Raw genomic sequence first — 14346 nt, 5'->3', positions numbered from 1 at the left:
AAATTATGAGTTTAAGAATTGCAATAACCCCGGGTGAACCGGCAGGCATAGGCCCAGATCTCGTCTTAAAGTTGGCGCAAAAAAGTTGGCCCGTGCAGCTCGTCGCGGTTGTTGATAAAGCCTTAATGGAACAACGGGCCAAAGAGCTTGGACTCAATATCACCTTATTGGCATTTGATGCCAATAAGGCACCACAGCCAGCTCCTGCCGGGTGCTTATATTACATGCAAGTTGACAAAGGTGCTGATGTAACACCTGGGGTATTAGATGAAAAAAATGGCCTTTATGTGCTAGAAACACTGCGTTTGGCGTCTGAAAAGAATATGGATGGGACGTTTGATGCTGTCGTAACTGGCCCTGTTCATAAAGGTATTATCAACCGAGCCGGTATCTCTTTTAGTGGACACACTGAATATTTTGCTCAGCAATCTGGCACATCAGATGTCGTCATGATGCTTGCCACCGAGGGGTTACGTGTTGCATTGGTAACTACACACATACCGCTTGAATATGTGTCAAGAGCAGTGACTAAAGAGCGCCTGAGCAAAGTTGCCTCTATCTTACACGATGATTTAAAAAATAAGTTTGGCATTGATAAACCGCGCGTTTTGGTTTGCGGGCTTAACCCCCATGCTGGTGAAGATGGGCACTTAGGTAGAGAAGAAATAGACACGATTACTCCTACCCTAAACGCTCTTAATCAGCAAGGTATGAACTTTGTGGGCCCATTGCCTGCCGACACGCTATTTCAAGCAAAATATTTAGATAATGCTGATGCCGTGCTTGCTATGTATCACGATCAGGGCTTACCTGTGTTAAAATATAAAGGATTTGGTAATTCGGTTAATATCACCCTCGGATTACCCTTTATTCGCACCTCAGTAGATCATGGTACAGCGCTAGATTTGGCTGCTACAAATGATATTGAGGTGGGTAGTTTTGATTTAGCGATACGCGAGGCCATCAAGCTCGCCACTGAAAAAGCACAGAGTTCATGACAGATAAAGTACACTTAGGGCACCGCGCCCGAAAACGTTTTGGCCAAAACTTTTTAAACGATGAGATGATCATCGATAAAATAGTCACCGCCATCGACCCAAAACCAAGCGACAATCTAGTAGAGATTGGCCCGGGCCTTGGTGCAATCACAGAACCTGTTGTTGATTTAAGTGGTCATCTGACGGTCGTTGAGCTAGACAAAGATCTTGCTGAACGACTTATACATCACCCTTTTATGGGTCCAAAGCTCACTGTGCATCAGGGCGATGCTATGAAATTTGACTTTGCAAGTCTGATCAAAAGTGATGAGAAACTAAAAATATTCGGAAATTTACCGTATAACGTTTCAACTCCCCTACTGTTTCATTTATTTGAGTTTGCCGATCATGTCGAGCACATGCACTTTATGCTACAAAAAGAAGTTGTAAAGCGTATGGTCGCAGGACCCGACTCGAAAGCATTTGGTCGTTTAAGCGTCATGACACAGTACTACTGTCATGCAATGCCGGTGATTGATGTACCACCAGAGTGTTTTAAACCGGCTCCAAAAGTAGACTCTGCCGTTATTCGTTTGATCCCCAAAAAGCCGGAACAACGCAGTGCGAAAAGCACTAAAATATTAAATACGGTGTGTTTGGAAGCATTTAATCAACGCCGTAAAACCTTGCGTAATAGCCTATCGAATCTACTCAATGTAGACGAACTTACGCAGCTGGGCATTGACCCTTCTAAACGCGCTGAAAACTTATCCCTTGCACAATTTATAGAAATAGCTAACTGGATTTATGACAACAAGCAGTAACATAGGCTCTCCAATTAAGGTTTCTGTTGAAACCTTTTATGTTGAAGCCCAATCTCAGCCAGAGAAAGATAAATATGTTTTTGCCTACACTGTGACAATTAAAAATCACAGTTTATGTAGCGCGAAACTTCATAGCCGCTACTGGCTCATTACTGACGCCAATGGCAAAGAAACGGAAGTCGAAGGCGAAGGCGTTGTAGGTGAAAAGCCAACCATTGGACCTGGAGAAAGTTATAAGTATACCAGTGGTGCGGTGCTTGATACGCCAATTGGTACAATGCAAGGACATTACATTATGCGAAACGAATTTGGTAATGAATTTAAAGCGCCTATTGACGTATTTCGCTTAGCTTGTCCTAATATTTTGCATTAAGCCGTTATGGCCAAGTACGCAATAGGAGATCTACAAGGCTGCTTTAAACCATTCATGCAGCTTTTAGATATCGTAGACTTTAACCCCAGCCAAGACCACTTGTACTTAGTTGGGGATGTTTTGGCACGAGGACCTGACTCTCAAGCTTGCTTGGAGTTTTTGTGCCAAAACCAAGGTGCGATAAGTATTACACTTGGTAATCATGATTTACACTTCTTAGCCTGTGCGCTTCTTGGGAAACCACCTAACCCTAAAGACAAGCTAGACAATGTTTTTGCCAGCAGTAAATTAGACAAATATATTGCACTCTTACAAGCACAACCATTAGCGCTCTTTCTGCCGCAATTAAAAACTTTTGTATCTCACGCAGGCATTCATCCTGATTGGGATATCAAAAGCGCCTTAAACTATGCACAATTTGCTCAGCAATGTTACCAATCATCTGACGCTGTGCACTACTTTGCTAACATGTACGGCGCTGGTGTGGTTAAAGATGTCGAGAATCTCAATGACCAAGACAAGTTCAAAGCAATTGTTAATGTCTTTACTCGCATGCGATTTTTAGACAATAACGGACAGTTAGAACTTAAGCACAAAGGCCCTGCGGAAATATCAAATAACCTGATGCCTTGGTTTACTCATGCGCGCTTTCAACAAGATGATAATCGATATATTTTTGGCCATTGGGCTGCGCTTGAAGGTAAAACAAACTTAAATAATGTTATAGCATTGGACACTGGATGTGTGTGGGGTGGCCCAATGACTTTGATGAACTTAACATCAGGTGAGCGTTTTTCAAGCAAATAAGGTAAACTTAACTCGTTTTACTGAATTATTTACACGTATCTGCTATAAAATACTTAACTTATCGTCGTAACAACCGATAAGTTATTCAATCCTATTAGTAAATTTATGGAAACTGTATGAACTTGACTGTTAGCCAAAGAATTTGGGGTGGTTTTATTTTTATCACTCTCTTACTGCTGTTAATTGGCGGAAACTCACTGCTAAGGATTGCAAATATCGACAGCTCAACACAGCTGGTAAATCGACTGTCATTGCCAGCGCTCGATAAAAGCTCTGAGTTACAAGTTGAATTTACGCTGATGAGCAAAATGGCCCAAGGGACTTTCTATTCACAAGCCCCAAATGAACTTAATAGTTTAAGAGCACAGTTTGAGAAAAAACGAAAAACATTTGAAAGTACATACACACAGTTACAGCAAGTTGTACAAGACAGCCCTAAATTGGCAAAGAGTGCGCGTGATGTAGGTAAAACGTTTGAGACTTTCTCTAAAGCGGTTGCCAGTTTAGAGAAAGACAAAACCCTTGAGCTTGAATTAAGAAAAACACTCAAATCTCAACTAGAAGATATAGAAATGAGTGCTGAAGATGCCACTACTGTGGTACTCGATATTATCGACTTAGATGGTTTAAAAGAGCAGCATGCTCGGGCTTACCAAGCAGCAACGAGCCTTGAAAACAACTTCTCTTCTGTCGTCACTAATAGTACTGACATGCTCACCATTACAAACTTAAGCACCCTTGAGATCGTAAAAAAAGACCAAGAATATTTGGTTGGTGAATTGACACGGAATATGGGCTTAATGAAAGGGCCAGTTCAAGCACTTGACGATGGATTATTTTCAGACTTGCAGTCCTATTACTCTAGCTTAGAAAAACAAGTGACAGGTACACAGAGTTTATTTGAGAACAAGAAACGCCTCATAAACGCTATTGATATGACACGCAAAGAGCTACAAGACGCCGAACAAGCTACACAAGCAGCACTGAAGCAACTCGATGAATTATTAGATGAGGCTAATAAAGTGGCCTTTAATCTGCAACAAGAGGTACGCCAAGACGTTAGTGCTGCAAACTTATGGACCTGGGTGGGGATGATCGTTGCAACCTTAATTGCCATTTTAGTAGCTTACATAACAGTCAACTTAATCACGAAACCACTTTCAGAGGTCAACCGAGTGCTTACTATCGTTGCACGCGGAGATATGACTCAAAAGTTAGATGATTCTGCACAAGATGAGTTTGGTGAACTTTCTCGTAGCTGTAACACATTAATTAGTAGCCTTCGAGAATTAATCACAGGGATCATTTCTCGCTCTACTCAATTAGCTGCCGCATCAGAACAAACGTCAACGATTACCACTGAATCAAGCCAAGCTATTCGTAATCAACAAGCGCAGGTTGAGCAAGCCGCCACTGCGACCACTGAAATGAGCAGTACATCACACGGTGTGAGCAATAGCGCACACCAAGCTTTACTTGAAATTAAAAATGCAGATAAAGAAGCTGAGCGAGTAAAAGGTATCTCTTATGAAAATAAACATACCATTGAGCAGCTTGCACGAGAAGTTGAAGAAGCATCAGGAGTTATCAACAAACTTCATCAAGATAGCGCTTCAATAGGTAGTATCCTCGATGTGATTAGAGGTATCGCAGAGCAGACTAACTTACTTGCTTTAAACGCTGCTATTGAAGCCGCACGTGCTGGTGAACAAGGCAGAGGCTTTGCTGTGGTGGCGGATGAAGTTCGCTCATTAGCGAGCAAAACGCAAGAGTCTACACAAGAGATCCAATCTATGATTGAATCATTGCAGGCAGGCGCAGAGGAAGCCGTAAGAGCGATGTCTAAAGGCAAGCAACAAGCTGAGTCTTGTGTGGAACAAAGCGACTTAGCAAATGAAGCTTTAAACTCGATTACCCAGGCTGTATCACAAGCGCATGACGTAAGTGAAGAAATTTCAAATGCAGCGAATGAGCAGCAGCAAGTTGCACAAGAGATCAGTGAGCGCTTAGAGTCAATTGTTTCGATTGCTGAGCAAACTGCAGAAGGCGCAAATCAAACCTCTATCTCAAGTAGCGAAGTGGCCAAGTTGGCAGAAGAGTTACGTCAATCTGTAGAGCAGTTTAAGGTCTAAGATTTAAGTCTTACCACTAATACATTTGAAGCGCCCGTTGGGCGCTTTTTTTATGAAAAAGAATAAGCCCAATATTGAGCACAAAAAAACCCGCTAACTGCGGGCTCTTTTCTTTAAATTAGCTAATTAAAACAAGTTGTTTGCTTTAGCAACTACGTTTTCAACCGTAAAACCAAAGTGCGCAAATAGCTCGTTAGCAGGTGCCGATTCGCCAAAAGTACTCATACCTACTACCGCACCATTTAGGCCTACATATTTGTACCAGTAGTCTTCAATACCTGCTTCAACAGCAACTCGGCGCGTTACCGAGCTTGGTAACACACTTTCTTTATAATCAGCTGACTGTGCGTCGAATACATCCGTCGACGGCATGGATACAACACGTACCTTTTTGCCTGACTCTCGTAATTGAGTTGCAGCATCAACAGCCAATTGCACTTCAGAGCCGGTTGCAATAAGGATCAGATCTGGGTTGCCATCACAGCTTAGTACATAGCCACCTTTTTTGATTGCCTGCACTTGCTGATCATCACGAGCTTGTTGCTCTAACCCTTGACGAGTGAAGATCAAAGATGTTGGCCCATCTTTACGCTCAATCGCTTGTTGCCAAGCAACCGCAGACTCTACTTGGTCACATGGACGCCAGTTCACTAAGTTTGGTGTTAAACGCATGCTTGCAATTTGTTCAACCGGCTGGTGCGTTGGACCATCTTCACCAAGACCAATTGAGTCATGCGTGTAGACAAAAATACTAGGTTGCTTCATTAGTGCAGCCATACGCACAGCATTACGCGCATATTCCATAAACATCAAGAACGTCGCGCCGTAAGGCACAAACCCTTTATGAAGGGCAATACCATTCATAATGGCCGACATACCAAACTCACGTACACCGTAGAAGATATAATTACCTGATGCGTCTTCTGCCGTTAGGCCTTTAGACCCATCCCACAATGTTAAGTTTGAGCCTGCTAAGTCCGCAGAGCCGCCCATAAATTCTGGCAAGATAGGTCCATAAGCATTCAGCGCATTTTGAGACGCTTTACGTGTCGCTGGATTCGCTGGGTTCGCTTGTAATTGTGCGATGTAAGCTTCAGTATGCGCTTGCCAATTTGCCGGTAAATCACCGTTCATGCGACGCTCAAACTCAGCTGCAAGCTCTGGGTATTCTATTTGATACTCAGTAAACTTAATCGTCCACTCACTTTGCTGCTGCTGGCCTCGCGCAGTTGCATCCCACTTAGCATAAATGTCTTCTGGCACTTCAAACGCGTCATGCTGCCAACCTAAAAACTCACGTGCAGCTTTAATTTCATCATCACCTAACGGTGCACCATGACAATCATGGCTACCAGATTTATTTGGAGAACCATAGCCAATAACCGTTTTACAACAAATTAAAGTTGGTTTGTCTGATTCTGCTCTTGCCGCTTCAATCGCCGCTTTAATCGCTTCACTATCATGGCCGTCAACATCTGCAATTACATGCCAGCCGTATGACTCAAAGCGTTTTGGTGTATCATCGCTAAACCAGCCTTCCACTTCACCATCAATAGAAATTCCATTGTCGTCCCAAAACGCAATAAGCTTGCCTAGACCAAGCGTCCCCGCTAAAGAACAAGCTTCATGAGAGATCCCTTCCATTAAACAGCCGTCACCTAAAAATGTATAAGTGTAGTGATCAACAATATTGTGCTCACCCCGGTTGAACTGTGCGGCAAGAGATTTCTCGGCAATCGCCATACCTACGGCGTTAGTGATACCTTGGCCTAGAGGGCCTGTGGTCGTTTCGATGCCAGGAGCATAGCCATATTCTGGGTGGCCAGGCGTTTTGGAATGCATTTGACGAAAGTTTTTCAAATCATCAATGGATAAATCATAACCACTTAGATGTAGCAAAGAATAAATGAGCATTGAGCCATGGCCATTTGACAGTACAAAGCGATCTCTGTCAGCCCATTGTGGGTTACTTGGGTTATGCTTTAGATAATCGCGCCAAAGCACTTCAGCGATGTCCGCCATGCCCATAGGGGCTCCAGGGTGACCAGATTTGGCCTTTTGAACCGCATCCATTGACAGAACACGGATTGCATTAGCAAGTTCTTTGCGAGATGGCATGAATTCTCCTACCTTGTAATCATTTATTTTTTGCGCGGGTCTTGAAAGTGCCCATTCTTACTTATTTTTGCTCTAAACTGCAATGATAAATGACCGAAAAGCTCGCTTAAAGCCAAGTTTTTCGGGCCTTCCAACACATTCCAACTAATTTAGACGTCTAGGCGTAAAAAAACTATGCATATGCTTTACTTTTCGTTAAAATACGCCTCTTAATTTTTTAGCGCTGTTCCGTAGTTTGTGAAGCGCAATATTTGTGAGCATAAATATAATGGCAAAACATTTATTTACTTCTGAATCTGTTTCTGAAGGTCATCCGGATAAAATCGCCGATCAGATCTCTGATGCGGTACTAGATGCAATTTTAGAGCAAGATCCAAAAGCACGTGTTGCGTGTGAAACTTACGTAAAAACCGGTATGGTTATGGTTGGTGGTGAAGTTACTACCAGCGCATGGGTAGATATCGAAGAATTAACACGTAAAACTGTACGCGAAATCGGTTATACACACTCAGATATGGGTTTTGATGCTGATTCATGTGCAATCTTAAATACCATAGGTAAGCAATCTCCAGACATCAACCAAGGCGTTGACCGTGCACGTCCTGAAGATCAAGGCGCTGGTGACCAAGGTCTAATGTTTGGTTACGCTTGTAACGAAACAGACGTTTTAATGCCTGCACCAATTACCTATTCACACCGTTTAGTTCAGCGTCAAGCTGAGGTTCGTAAAAGTGGTGAACTAGCTTGGTTACGCCCTGATGCTAAATCTCAGGTTACCTTTGCTTATGAAAATGGTAAAGCAGTTGGTATCGATGCAGTTGTATTATCAACTCAGCACTGTGACACTATTTCACAAGATGATTTAGTAGAAGCTGTGATGGAAACTATCATCAAGCCTGTACTACCAGCTGAGCTTGTAACTTCAGCCACTAAATTCTTCATCAACCCAACTGGGCGTTTTGTGATCGGTGGTCCTATGGGTGACTGTGGTCTAACTGGTCGTAAAATCATCGTTGATACCTACGGTGGTATGGCACGTCACGGTGGTGGCGCATTCTCTGGTAAAGATCCTTCAAAAGTTGACCGTTCAGCAGCTTATGCAGCACGTTATGTTGCTAAGAATATTGTTGCGGCTGGCCTTGCTGATAAGTGTGAGATCCAAGTATCTTACGCAATCGGTGTTGCAGAGCCTACATCAATCAGCGTTGAAACATTTGGCACAGGTAAGTTAGAAGAAGCACGTTTAATCGAAATCATTCGTGAGCACTTCGACCTACGTCCATACGGCATCTTAACTATGCTTGACCTTGAGCGTCCAATTTATCAGCCTACAGCTGCATACGGTCACTTCGGTCGTGATGAATTCCCTTGGGAAAAAACAGACAAAGCTGAAGCTTTAAAGGCATCTGCAGGTCTGTAAGCCGATACGCTTTAAATATATAAAAAGGTGCCGAGTGCACCTTTTTTAATGTCCTTCTTTATTTTTTCGCTGGCGAACATATTCGCTTGGCGATACCCCATACCAGCGCTTCACCGCACGGTTTAAAGACGCTTGCTCTGCATATCCTAATAATTCACTCAATGCATGTTTATGCAAGACTTGACAGAACTGTGTAAAGCGTCTTTTTCGTTCTTGCTCAAGCAACTGAGAAAAGCTCACGCCATGACGCTTAAGCTGTCTTTGTAACGTACGAGTAGAAGTACCTAATAACTGAGCAAGCCTAGACAAAGACATATCCTGCAGATCACAGCGATGTAAACTTGGCTGTAACTTGGCAAACCAGCTTTGGTCACTCTCGTACGCTCTTTGCAGATCCCGAATTGCAGGATATAAATTAGCATTGACTAACTCATTACGCGTTAATATGGGCATATTTAACAGCTGAGCAGTAAAATGAATGGTGTTGCTAATGGCGTTAGCTATCACTTCACAGCCATACCAATCGTGCAACCTTGCTCTTTGACTGTCCGTCAATACAAGATTGAACTCAACACGACAAGGTGACAATTCCTGACCCGTCATATGCCTAACCATCGCCACCCAAGCAGTCATGTTACGTAAAATAGCATGCTGATTATTTTCATAAGGCTGCCAAGTAATACTGGCCACCTTTTTCTGAGCAACAAACTGGCAAATGCCAATGTCAGCAACCGTTTTGTCAAAAGCCAACAAAGCATCTAAAGCCTGCTGCAACGTGGCTGATGATTCAGCCAGATACCCCAACAAGCCATATTGTGCACTATTTATTTGTTTGCCTAGTTCAAACCCCCAAAGTGGATCTTGATTTAACTTTGCACCCTGTTCGAGCGCTGCAAAATAATGCTGCATGGGAATGCGACTCAAACCGGCACTTTCGCGAGGTAAATACTCGGCCAACGCTTGGCAATATTGCGGACAGATATCGAACATAATGGCGCGAAAAGACAAAATAATGACTCATATGGCCAAGTATGCCGCGCTATTAAACGATATGCTAGTTTAAAAGTGCCCTTACACAAAACCTATGCAATTACTCAATTTATTAATTTCACTGCCAAAATCATGTGGTTTTACACTCGAAGTTTTAACAGATTGCGCCCAGCTTAGGCGTATTTTTAAAGCACAGTTTAATGAGTTGCCCGCACAAGAAGGACTTCGCAGACGCCACGTTACAATGCGAGGTCATCAATTTATTGAGGTTATCACGCAGCAATCACCGCAATCTTTATGCTATCGCATACAAGGCTCTGGCCCGATTAAACATCACCGTGGCGAAATTACGCTTACTACAACAGCAACTAATTTACAGGTGCATTATCAAATTTTTGGCCATAGCAACACGTGGATACCCAGTTGGTTGCTCAAAGTAGTGCTACTTGTGGATTTTAGCTTGGCAGCGCGCAGATTAAGGAAGATATATCATGAACGTTGAGTTTATTTTACTGGCACTCAGTCCATTATTCGGCTTAGCAATGCTATTCGAATACAAACGCGCCAAAAGCAGTTATAACTTAAAAGAGTTCATCCTAAACGCCGGGCTGGCATTATCTCACCAAATAAGCGATTTGCTTGCCCTACTACTGCTTATGCCTTTTTTTCATTGGTTACACGTTCACTTTTCGCTGTTATCTGTCGAGCTCAACGTACTGACAATAACCTTAGCATTTGTACTTCAGGACTTTTGCTATTATTGGTTTCATCGTGCTAGTCATCGCTGTAATTGGTTATGGTGTGCGCACATTGTTCATCACAGCTCTGTAAACATGAATTTTTCAACAGCCATGCGACAAAGCCTTTTTTATCCTGTCGTTGGTATGTGGCTATTTTGGCTACCACTGGTTATTTTAGGTTATCCACCTAAGCTTGTTTTTACCATCGTCGCCATAAACTTGGCCTATCAATTCTTTGTTCATACAGAGCAAGCTCCTACACTCAAGTGGTTTGGTATGCTTTTTAATACGCCAGCACACCACTGCTTGCATCATGCTCGCAACGTCCATTACATAGATAAAAACTATGCGGGAGTGTTGATAATCTGGGATAAATTATTCGGTACATTTGTAGAGCCAATTAATGGTAACGCGCCTAAGTATGGCGTAGCTCAAAGAACCTATGCTGTTTCATTTGCAGATGTTTTATTGACCCCTTGGACAATCTTATTTCAAAATTTAAAAAGGCAAGAATCTTGGAAAAAAAAGTTGCTTCTACTCATAGATAAACCCGAAAAGTTAAAGCAACTAGACTTTCGTTAACAACCGTCATTATACATTACTTTATGAACGCTTATTATTGATCAAGTATACGGCACACAACGCTAAAAGCGCGCCACAAGCTACTGGCACTGACAAAGGCTCAGAGAAATACCAAGCAGAAAGTCCCATTGCAGAGGCTGGTACCACAAATATAAAAGAACTTGAACGACTGGAGCCTAACTGCTGATTAGCTAAAAAGAATAAGCTAGTAGCAATACTAACAACCACGACCGATAAAAACACCATGTGCTGCCAGTAAAAACTCGAATACTGATTCATCGTACTCAGTGGAGAGTGTTCATAGGCAAAGCCATAACTAACAACTGTGGCACAAGCATACATCAAGGTACTAAATAGCAAAAAGTCGGCAAAGCGCGTGCCTTGTTGGCTCACCAAAGTGAGTACTGCCCATGTTAAAGAGGCCATGATGAAATAGGCATTACCGGTGGCCATTAGCTGAGCATAATCGAACTGCCAAACCTGTATCATAAACAGTCCGCCGGTGAGCCCTAATACCAACCCTAATGCCTGGCGCTTCGCTATCGTTTGTTTAAAAAGGATCGTCGCTAATATGAAAGTAAATACTGGATTTGTGGTCGTGACCAACATACCACCTTTACCGGGTAACCCATCGTGAAGGCCTAAAAAAAACAACTGATTATACAATGCTAAGATCACACCAGCTGGTAGTGACCAAAGTAACGCTTTTCTCGAAAAGCGTAATGTTACAACCTTAAAACGATGCACCAACAATAGAATCGGTAACATACCTAAAGTTGCCATGGCTAAACGATAAAAAACGGTTACAGGCGCTGGCGCAAGATCTGCGATTAACTTGCCAGATATCCAGCTTGCTCCCCACAGCAACATGGCTAATATTAGCGAAATGATCAACGGCGAATCCGAAGCTCGCTCTGTTTCAACATAGGTTGTCATGCGATCCCTTAAAAGCAAAGAACGGTTTGAAAAAACACAAAAATGAAGTGCTGCTAATCATACAGCTAATTTCTATTAGGAAAAGTGTTTTAGTTTTTTCTTCTAACTTTAGCTATGGTGATACAACATGCAACGCCTCAAAGGCAGAGCAGTCTCCCGCCGAAAACGCGCTTTTTGTATTGTGGTATTTTGGTGTTTTTAGTATTTTTTCAAGCGATTTAAAGCTTTTGAAGATATTATTAAGGGCTGTATTGTTGACTAACCAGATAGGTAGCGCCCCATTTGGATCTGCATATATTCGATGCTTTATTTGCAAGCCTTTACGTGTTTGCGTCAAGAGCCAAAAGCCTCTCACCGGCGTTATACGCAATGCTCTACTCTGCGGTGTTTCATAAGCCGTGGTACTTAAAATATCTAAGCGATACTGACTGCCACCCAATTGCGACAAACATGAATGAGTGAGCATATCTCTATCACTCACAGGCCAGGGCGAATCAAAATATGTATAAACCACAGCCTCTGCTGGTGTTGGACGGGCAATCACTTTTACGCTTTTGCTGCTACTGAGCCATTTGGGTGCACTTTTTGTATCACTCATGACATTAAGTAATGCATTCACAGTCACACCCGCAAAAAATGCCTCAACGTCAATGTAATTTATCCCGCTGCTATGAGGTAAAGTAGCTATCTTTATATTGGCCGTTTCTCGCCATGTTTGCCATTGCGAAGCAACACTTGGTGCAATGCTCATTGCCACCCCAAAAGCAACAACGAGCCTAAACATCCTCTTTAACGCCAGTACGGAAAGCTTTTAAAAGAGGCACTGCGACTTTGCTCCATTGCGCCAACCAAAAACTCAGCCTTGGCTTGCAACCAAGATTGAATATCGGCGAGCCCTTCAGAGTCTTGTCCCTGACAAAGCTGCATCAAGTAAGCCAGCGTATCTAATTCGTAAATGCCATATACGATATCTATCCATGGAGTTCTAAACTCTTGCCTTGCCTCTTTATCATAAAGGGCACCTAGGCAGTTACCATTTAATAACGTATTTTCTAACCTCGACTTCAATTGTAAATAGTCTTCTTTTGTCAACACTTTGCCTTCAGGAAGCAACTGGTGAAGCTCTTCCCAGTCTCTATCAAATAGTTGACGAGCAACATCACTCAAAGGCATTTGTGCTGCATTCAGTGCGCTCTGATCCCAGTTCTGTCGCCACCCTTTGTCAACTAGCCATCGAGTCAAAGACAAAATCAATCGGTTATAGCGAGCACAATGAAATAAATCTTCGATGTCGGTTGGCGTAGGTTGAACATCTTTGAGATCATCGATCACTTGAGCGAGTTCTGGCGCATTATTGATTTTCTTGTAATACGCATGTCGCTTAGATGTATATGTTTTTAAATGAATAGCATTTTCAACCCACTCAAGTTCACTAAGCAACCACTTAAGCTCTGAACGCAAATGTTCAGTGGATGACTTATCTACAATCGCGCAGAATAGCCTAAAGCTATGACGAATAAGCGTAATGCCATCGATCACACGCTTGAGTGTTTTCAAGCTTGGCTTGTCGAAGTAACACTGCTCATGTTTTTGCACAAATTGGATACTATAATTAATTGTGGCTATAAACGCTTGCTCTTGTGTGATCCCTAATTGCAGAGGCACAAAACCAATAAACTTATTTGGCTTCAAGGGTTGTGAATCTGCAAGTCGATAGCCTCTAGCGGCCTTCGAGTACAAACCTAATCGCATCCCAGAGAGGTTAATCAAGTGATCGGCTAGCAAAAATAAGTCACTGCGCTGACCTTCGACGAGTTCTATCTCTAACTCAGAGATCGCTTCCACTTGCCCTTGTGCAACTATTTCGCCCTTGTCTAAAACAACTTCGATTTTACTGCCTTGCTCGGTTTCAATTAACCAAGTGCGACGGATGAAGTTCGTACTGAAGATCGGGAATAAATTTTCGTTGATAGCGTCAACTTGCATACCGTGTGGCCAAATACTCGCATCAAAGGCCAATAAATTTGGCCGACCGGATTCAGTTGGCAAGTTAAACTCTGGACGTTGATGCAATCCTCCTACAACTTCCCCTGCAAGCTTGATGGTTTGCTCGCATTCATCATCACAACAACGCGTGCGCAAACCTATGTCTAAAGCTCTAAGTTCTCGGCTCGGGGTATCAAAGTATGCATTTTGAAGGTTTTTTGCAGGCTTATTTACTACTGTTTTAGCAAACTGCGTGATAAGTCCAGGGATAAGAGGAACTTCATTGTCTGAAAGTAAAAACTTCAGTTCTATCTCAGTGTCCATTTTGGCAAGCTAATACCTATATTGTTATCGAACGCTCAAAATATACAATGATACGTCGGTTTGCAAACTTTTTACTCTAAGATCAGTTAAGTTTTCGGCTTAACTTGCTATTACTCAGTTAAATCCATACTATTTCT

At 42.6% G+C, this 14346-nt stretch carries 13 protein-coding genes; 8 read left to right on the top strand and 5 right to left on the bottom strand.

Features of this window, described 5'->3' with window-relative positions; all coding sequences use genetic code 11:
- The first annotated feature begins 5 nt into the window (after positions 1–5).
- The 5 genes from pdxA to GDK41_RS04150 all read left to right on the top strand — a co-directional run bounded on the left by pdxA (position 6) and on the right by GDK41_RS04150 (position 5113).
- The gene (gene pdxA, locus GDK41_RS04170; protein ID WP_152085229.1) at positions 6–998 is read left to right on the top strand and encodes a 4-hydroxythreonine-4-phosphate dehydrogenase PdxA; all 993 of its coding nucleotides are present in this window, start codon (positions 6–8) and stop codon (positions 996–998) included.
- On the top strand, positions 995–1801 hold the full coding sequence (gene rsmA, locus GDK41_RS04165) for a 16S rRNA (adenine(1518)-N(6)/adenine(1519)-N(6))-dimethyltransferase RsmA (RefSeq protein WP_152085228.1): 807 nt from the start codon (positions 995–997) through the stop codon (positions 1799–1801). The genes pdxA and rsmA overlap by 4 nt, the downstream gene beginning before the upstream one ends.
- Positions 1785–2174, top strand: coding sequence for a Co2+/Mg2+ efflux protein ApaG (apaG, locus tag GDK41_RS04160; protein ID WP_152085227.1), 390 nt, complete (start codon positions 1785–1787; stop codon positions 2172–2174). Before rsmA ends, apaG begins: the two co-directional genes overlap by 17 nt.
- 6 nt (positions 2175–2180) lie before the next feature.
- The gene (locus GDK41_RS04155; RefSeq protein WP_152085226.1) at positions 2181–2981 is read left to right on the top strand and encodes a symmetrical bis(5'-nucleosyl)-tetraphosphatase; all 801 of its coding nucleotides are present in this window, start codon (positions 2181–2183) and stop codon (positions 2979–2981) included.
- 116 nt (positions 2982–3097) lie between these two features.
- A complete protein-coding gene (locus tag GDK41_RS04150; protein ID WP_152085225.1) occupies positions 3098–5113 on the top strand; it encodes a methyl-accepting chemotaxis protein in 2016 nt (671 codons plus the stop codon).
- Positions 5114–5239: 126 nt separating this feature from the next.
- Here GDK41_RS04150 and tkt read toward each other — a convergent pair whose 3' ends face one another.
- On the bottom strand, positions 5240–7231 hold the full coding sequence (gene tkt / locus GDK41_RS04145; protein ID WP_152085224.1) for a transketolase: 1992 nt from the start codon (positions 7229–7231) through the stop codon (positions 5240–5242).
- 268 nt (positions 7232–7499) lie between these two features.
- Here tkt and metK point away from each other — a divergent pair, with 268 nt between their 5' ends.
- The gene (gene metK, locus GDK41_RS04140) at positions 7500–8651 is read left to right on the top strand and encodes a methionine adenosyltransferase (RefSeq protein WP_152085223.1); all 1152 of its coding nucleotides are present in this window, start codon (positions 7500–7502) and stop codon (positions 8649–8651) included.
- A 45-nt stretch (positions 8652–8696) separates the two neighbouring features.
- On the opposite strand, the gene GDK41_RS04135 is transcribed toward metK, so the two are convergent.
- A complete protein-coding gene (locus GDK41_RS04135) occupies positions 8697–9641 on the bottom strand; it encodes an AraC family transcriptional regulator (RefSeq protein ID WP_152085222.1) in 945 nt (314 codons plus the stop codon).
- A 94-nt stretch (positions 9642–9735) separates the two neighbouring features.
- Between GDK41_RS04135 and GDK41_RS04130 the strand changes: the two genes are divergently transcribed.
- Complete coding sequence (locus GDK41_RS04130) at positions 9736–10143, top strand: hypothetical protein (protein WP_152085221.1); 408 nt, start codon at positions 9736–9738, stop codon at positions 10141–10143.
- Positions 10133–10963, top strand: a complete 831-nt coding sequence (locus tag GDK41_RS04125; RefSeq protein WP_152085220.1) for a sterol desaturase family protein — start codon at positions 10133–10135, stop codon at positions 10961–10963. The genes GDK41_RS04130 and GDK41_RS04125 overlap by 11 nt, the downstream gene beginning before the upstream one ends.
- Positions 10964–10984: 21 nt before the next feature.
- On the opposite strand, the gene GDK41_RS04120 is transcribed toward GDK41_RS04125, so the two are convergent.
- The 3 genes from GDK41_RS04120 to GDK41_RS04110 all read right to left on the bottom strand — a co-directional run bounded on the left by GDK41_RS04120 (position 10985) and on the right by GDK41_RS04110 (position 14209).
- A complete protein-coding gene (locus GDK41_RS04120; RefSeq protein WP_152085219.1) occupies positions 10985–11899 on the bottom strand; it encodes a DMT family transporter in 915 nt (304 codons plus the stop codon).
- A gap of 112 nt (positions 11900–12011) precedes the next feature.
- Entirely contained in the window at positions 12012–12650 is a 639-nt protein-coding gene (locus GDK41_RS04115) for an START domain-containing protein (RefSeq protein WP_172971544.1), read from the bottom strand.
- Between the two features lie 38 nt (positions 12651–12688).
- Positions 12689–14209, bottom strand: a complete 1521-nt coding sequence (locus GDK41_RS04110; protein WP_152085217.1) for a CYTH and CHAD domain-containing protein — start codon at positions 14207–14209, stop codon at positions 12689–12691.
- Between the last annotated feature and the right edge of the window lie 137 nt (positions 14210–14346).

Source organism: Pseudoalteromonas sp. A25 (assembly GCF_009176705.1).
Lineage (GTDB): Bacteria > Pseudomonadota > Gammaproteobacteria > Enterobacterales > Alteromonadaceae > Pseudoalteromonas.
This window is presented reverse-complemented; position numbering and strand designations above follow the sequence as displayed.

Bases quoted from the DNA above. Each gene is read 5' to 3' on its own strand.
- pdxA (WP_152085229.1), top strand. From the start codon at position 6: ATGAGTTTAAGAATTGCAATAACCCCGGGTGAACCGGCAGGCATAGGC.
- rsmA (WP_152085228.1), top strand. From the start codon at position 995: ATGACAGATAAAGTACACTTAGGGCACCGCGCCCGAAAACGTTTTGGC.
- apaG (WP_152085227.1), top strand. From the start codon at position 1,785: ATGACAACAAGCAGTAACATAGGCTCTCCAATTAAGGTTTCTGTTGAA.
- GDK41_RS04155 (WP_152085226.1), top strand. From the start codon at position 2,181: ATGGCCAAGTACGCAATAGGAGATCTACAAGGCTGCTTTAAACCATTC.
- GDK41_RS04150 (WP_152085225.1), top strand. From the start codon at position 3,098: ATGAACTTGACTGTTAGCCAAAGAATTTGGGGTGGTTTTATTTTTATC.
- tkt (WP_152085224.1), bottom strand. From the start codon at position 7,231: ATGCCATCTCGCAAAGAACTTGCTAATGCAATCCGTGTTCTGTCAATG.
- metK (WP_152085223.1), top strand. From the start codon at position 7,500: ATGGCAAAACATTTATTTACTTCTGAATCTGTTTCTGAAGGTCATCCG.
- GDK41_RS04135 (WP_152085222.1), bottom strand. From the start codon at position 9,641: ATGTTCGATATCTGTCCGCAATATTGCCAAGCGTTGGCCGAGTATTTA.
- GDK41_RS04130 (WP_152085221.1), top strand. From the start codon at position 9,736: ATGCAATTACTCAATTTATTAATTTCACTGCCAAAATCATGTGGTTTT.
- GDK41_RS04125 (WP_152085220.1), top strand. From the start codon at position 10,133: ATGAACGTTGAGTTTATTTTACTGGCACTCAGTCCATTATTCGGCTTA.
- GDK41_RS04120 (WP_152085219.1), bottom strand. From the start codon at position 11,899: ATGACAACCTATGTTGAAACAGAGCGAGCTTCGGATTCGCCGTTGATC.
- GDK41_RS04115 (WP_172971544.1), bottom strand. From the start codon at position 12,650: ATGAGCATTGCACCAAGTGTTGCTTCGCAATGGCAAACATGGCGAGAA.
- GDK41_RS04110 (WP_152085217.1), bottom strand. From the start codon at position 14,209: ATGGACACTGAGATAGAACTGAAGTTTTTACTTTCAGACAATGAAGTT.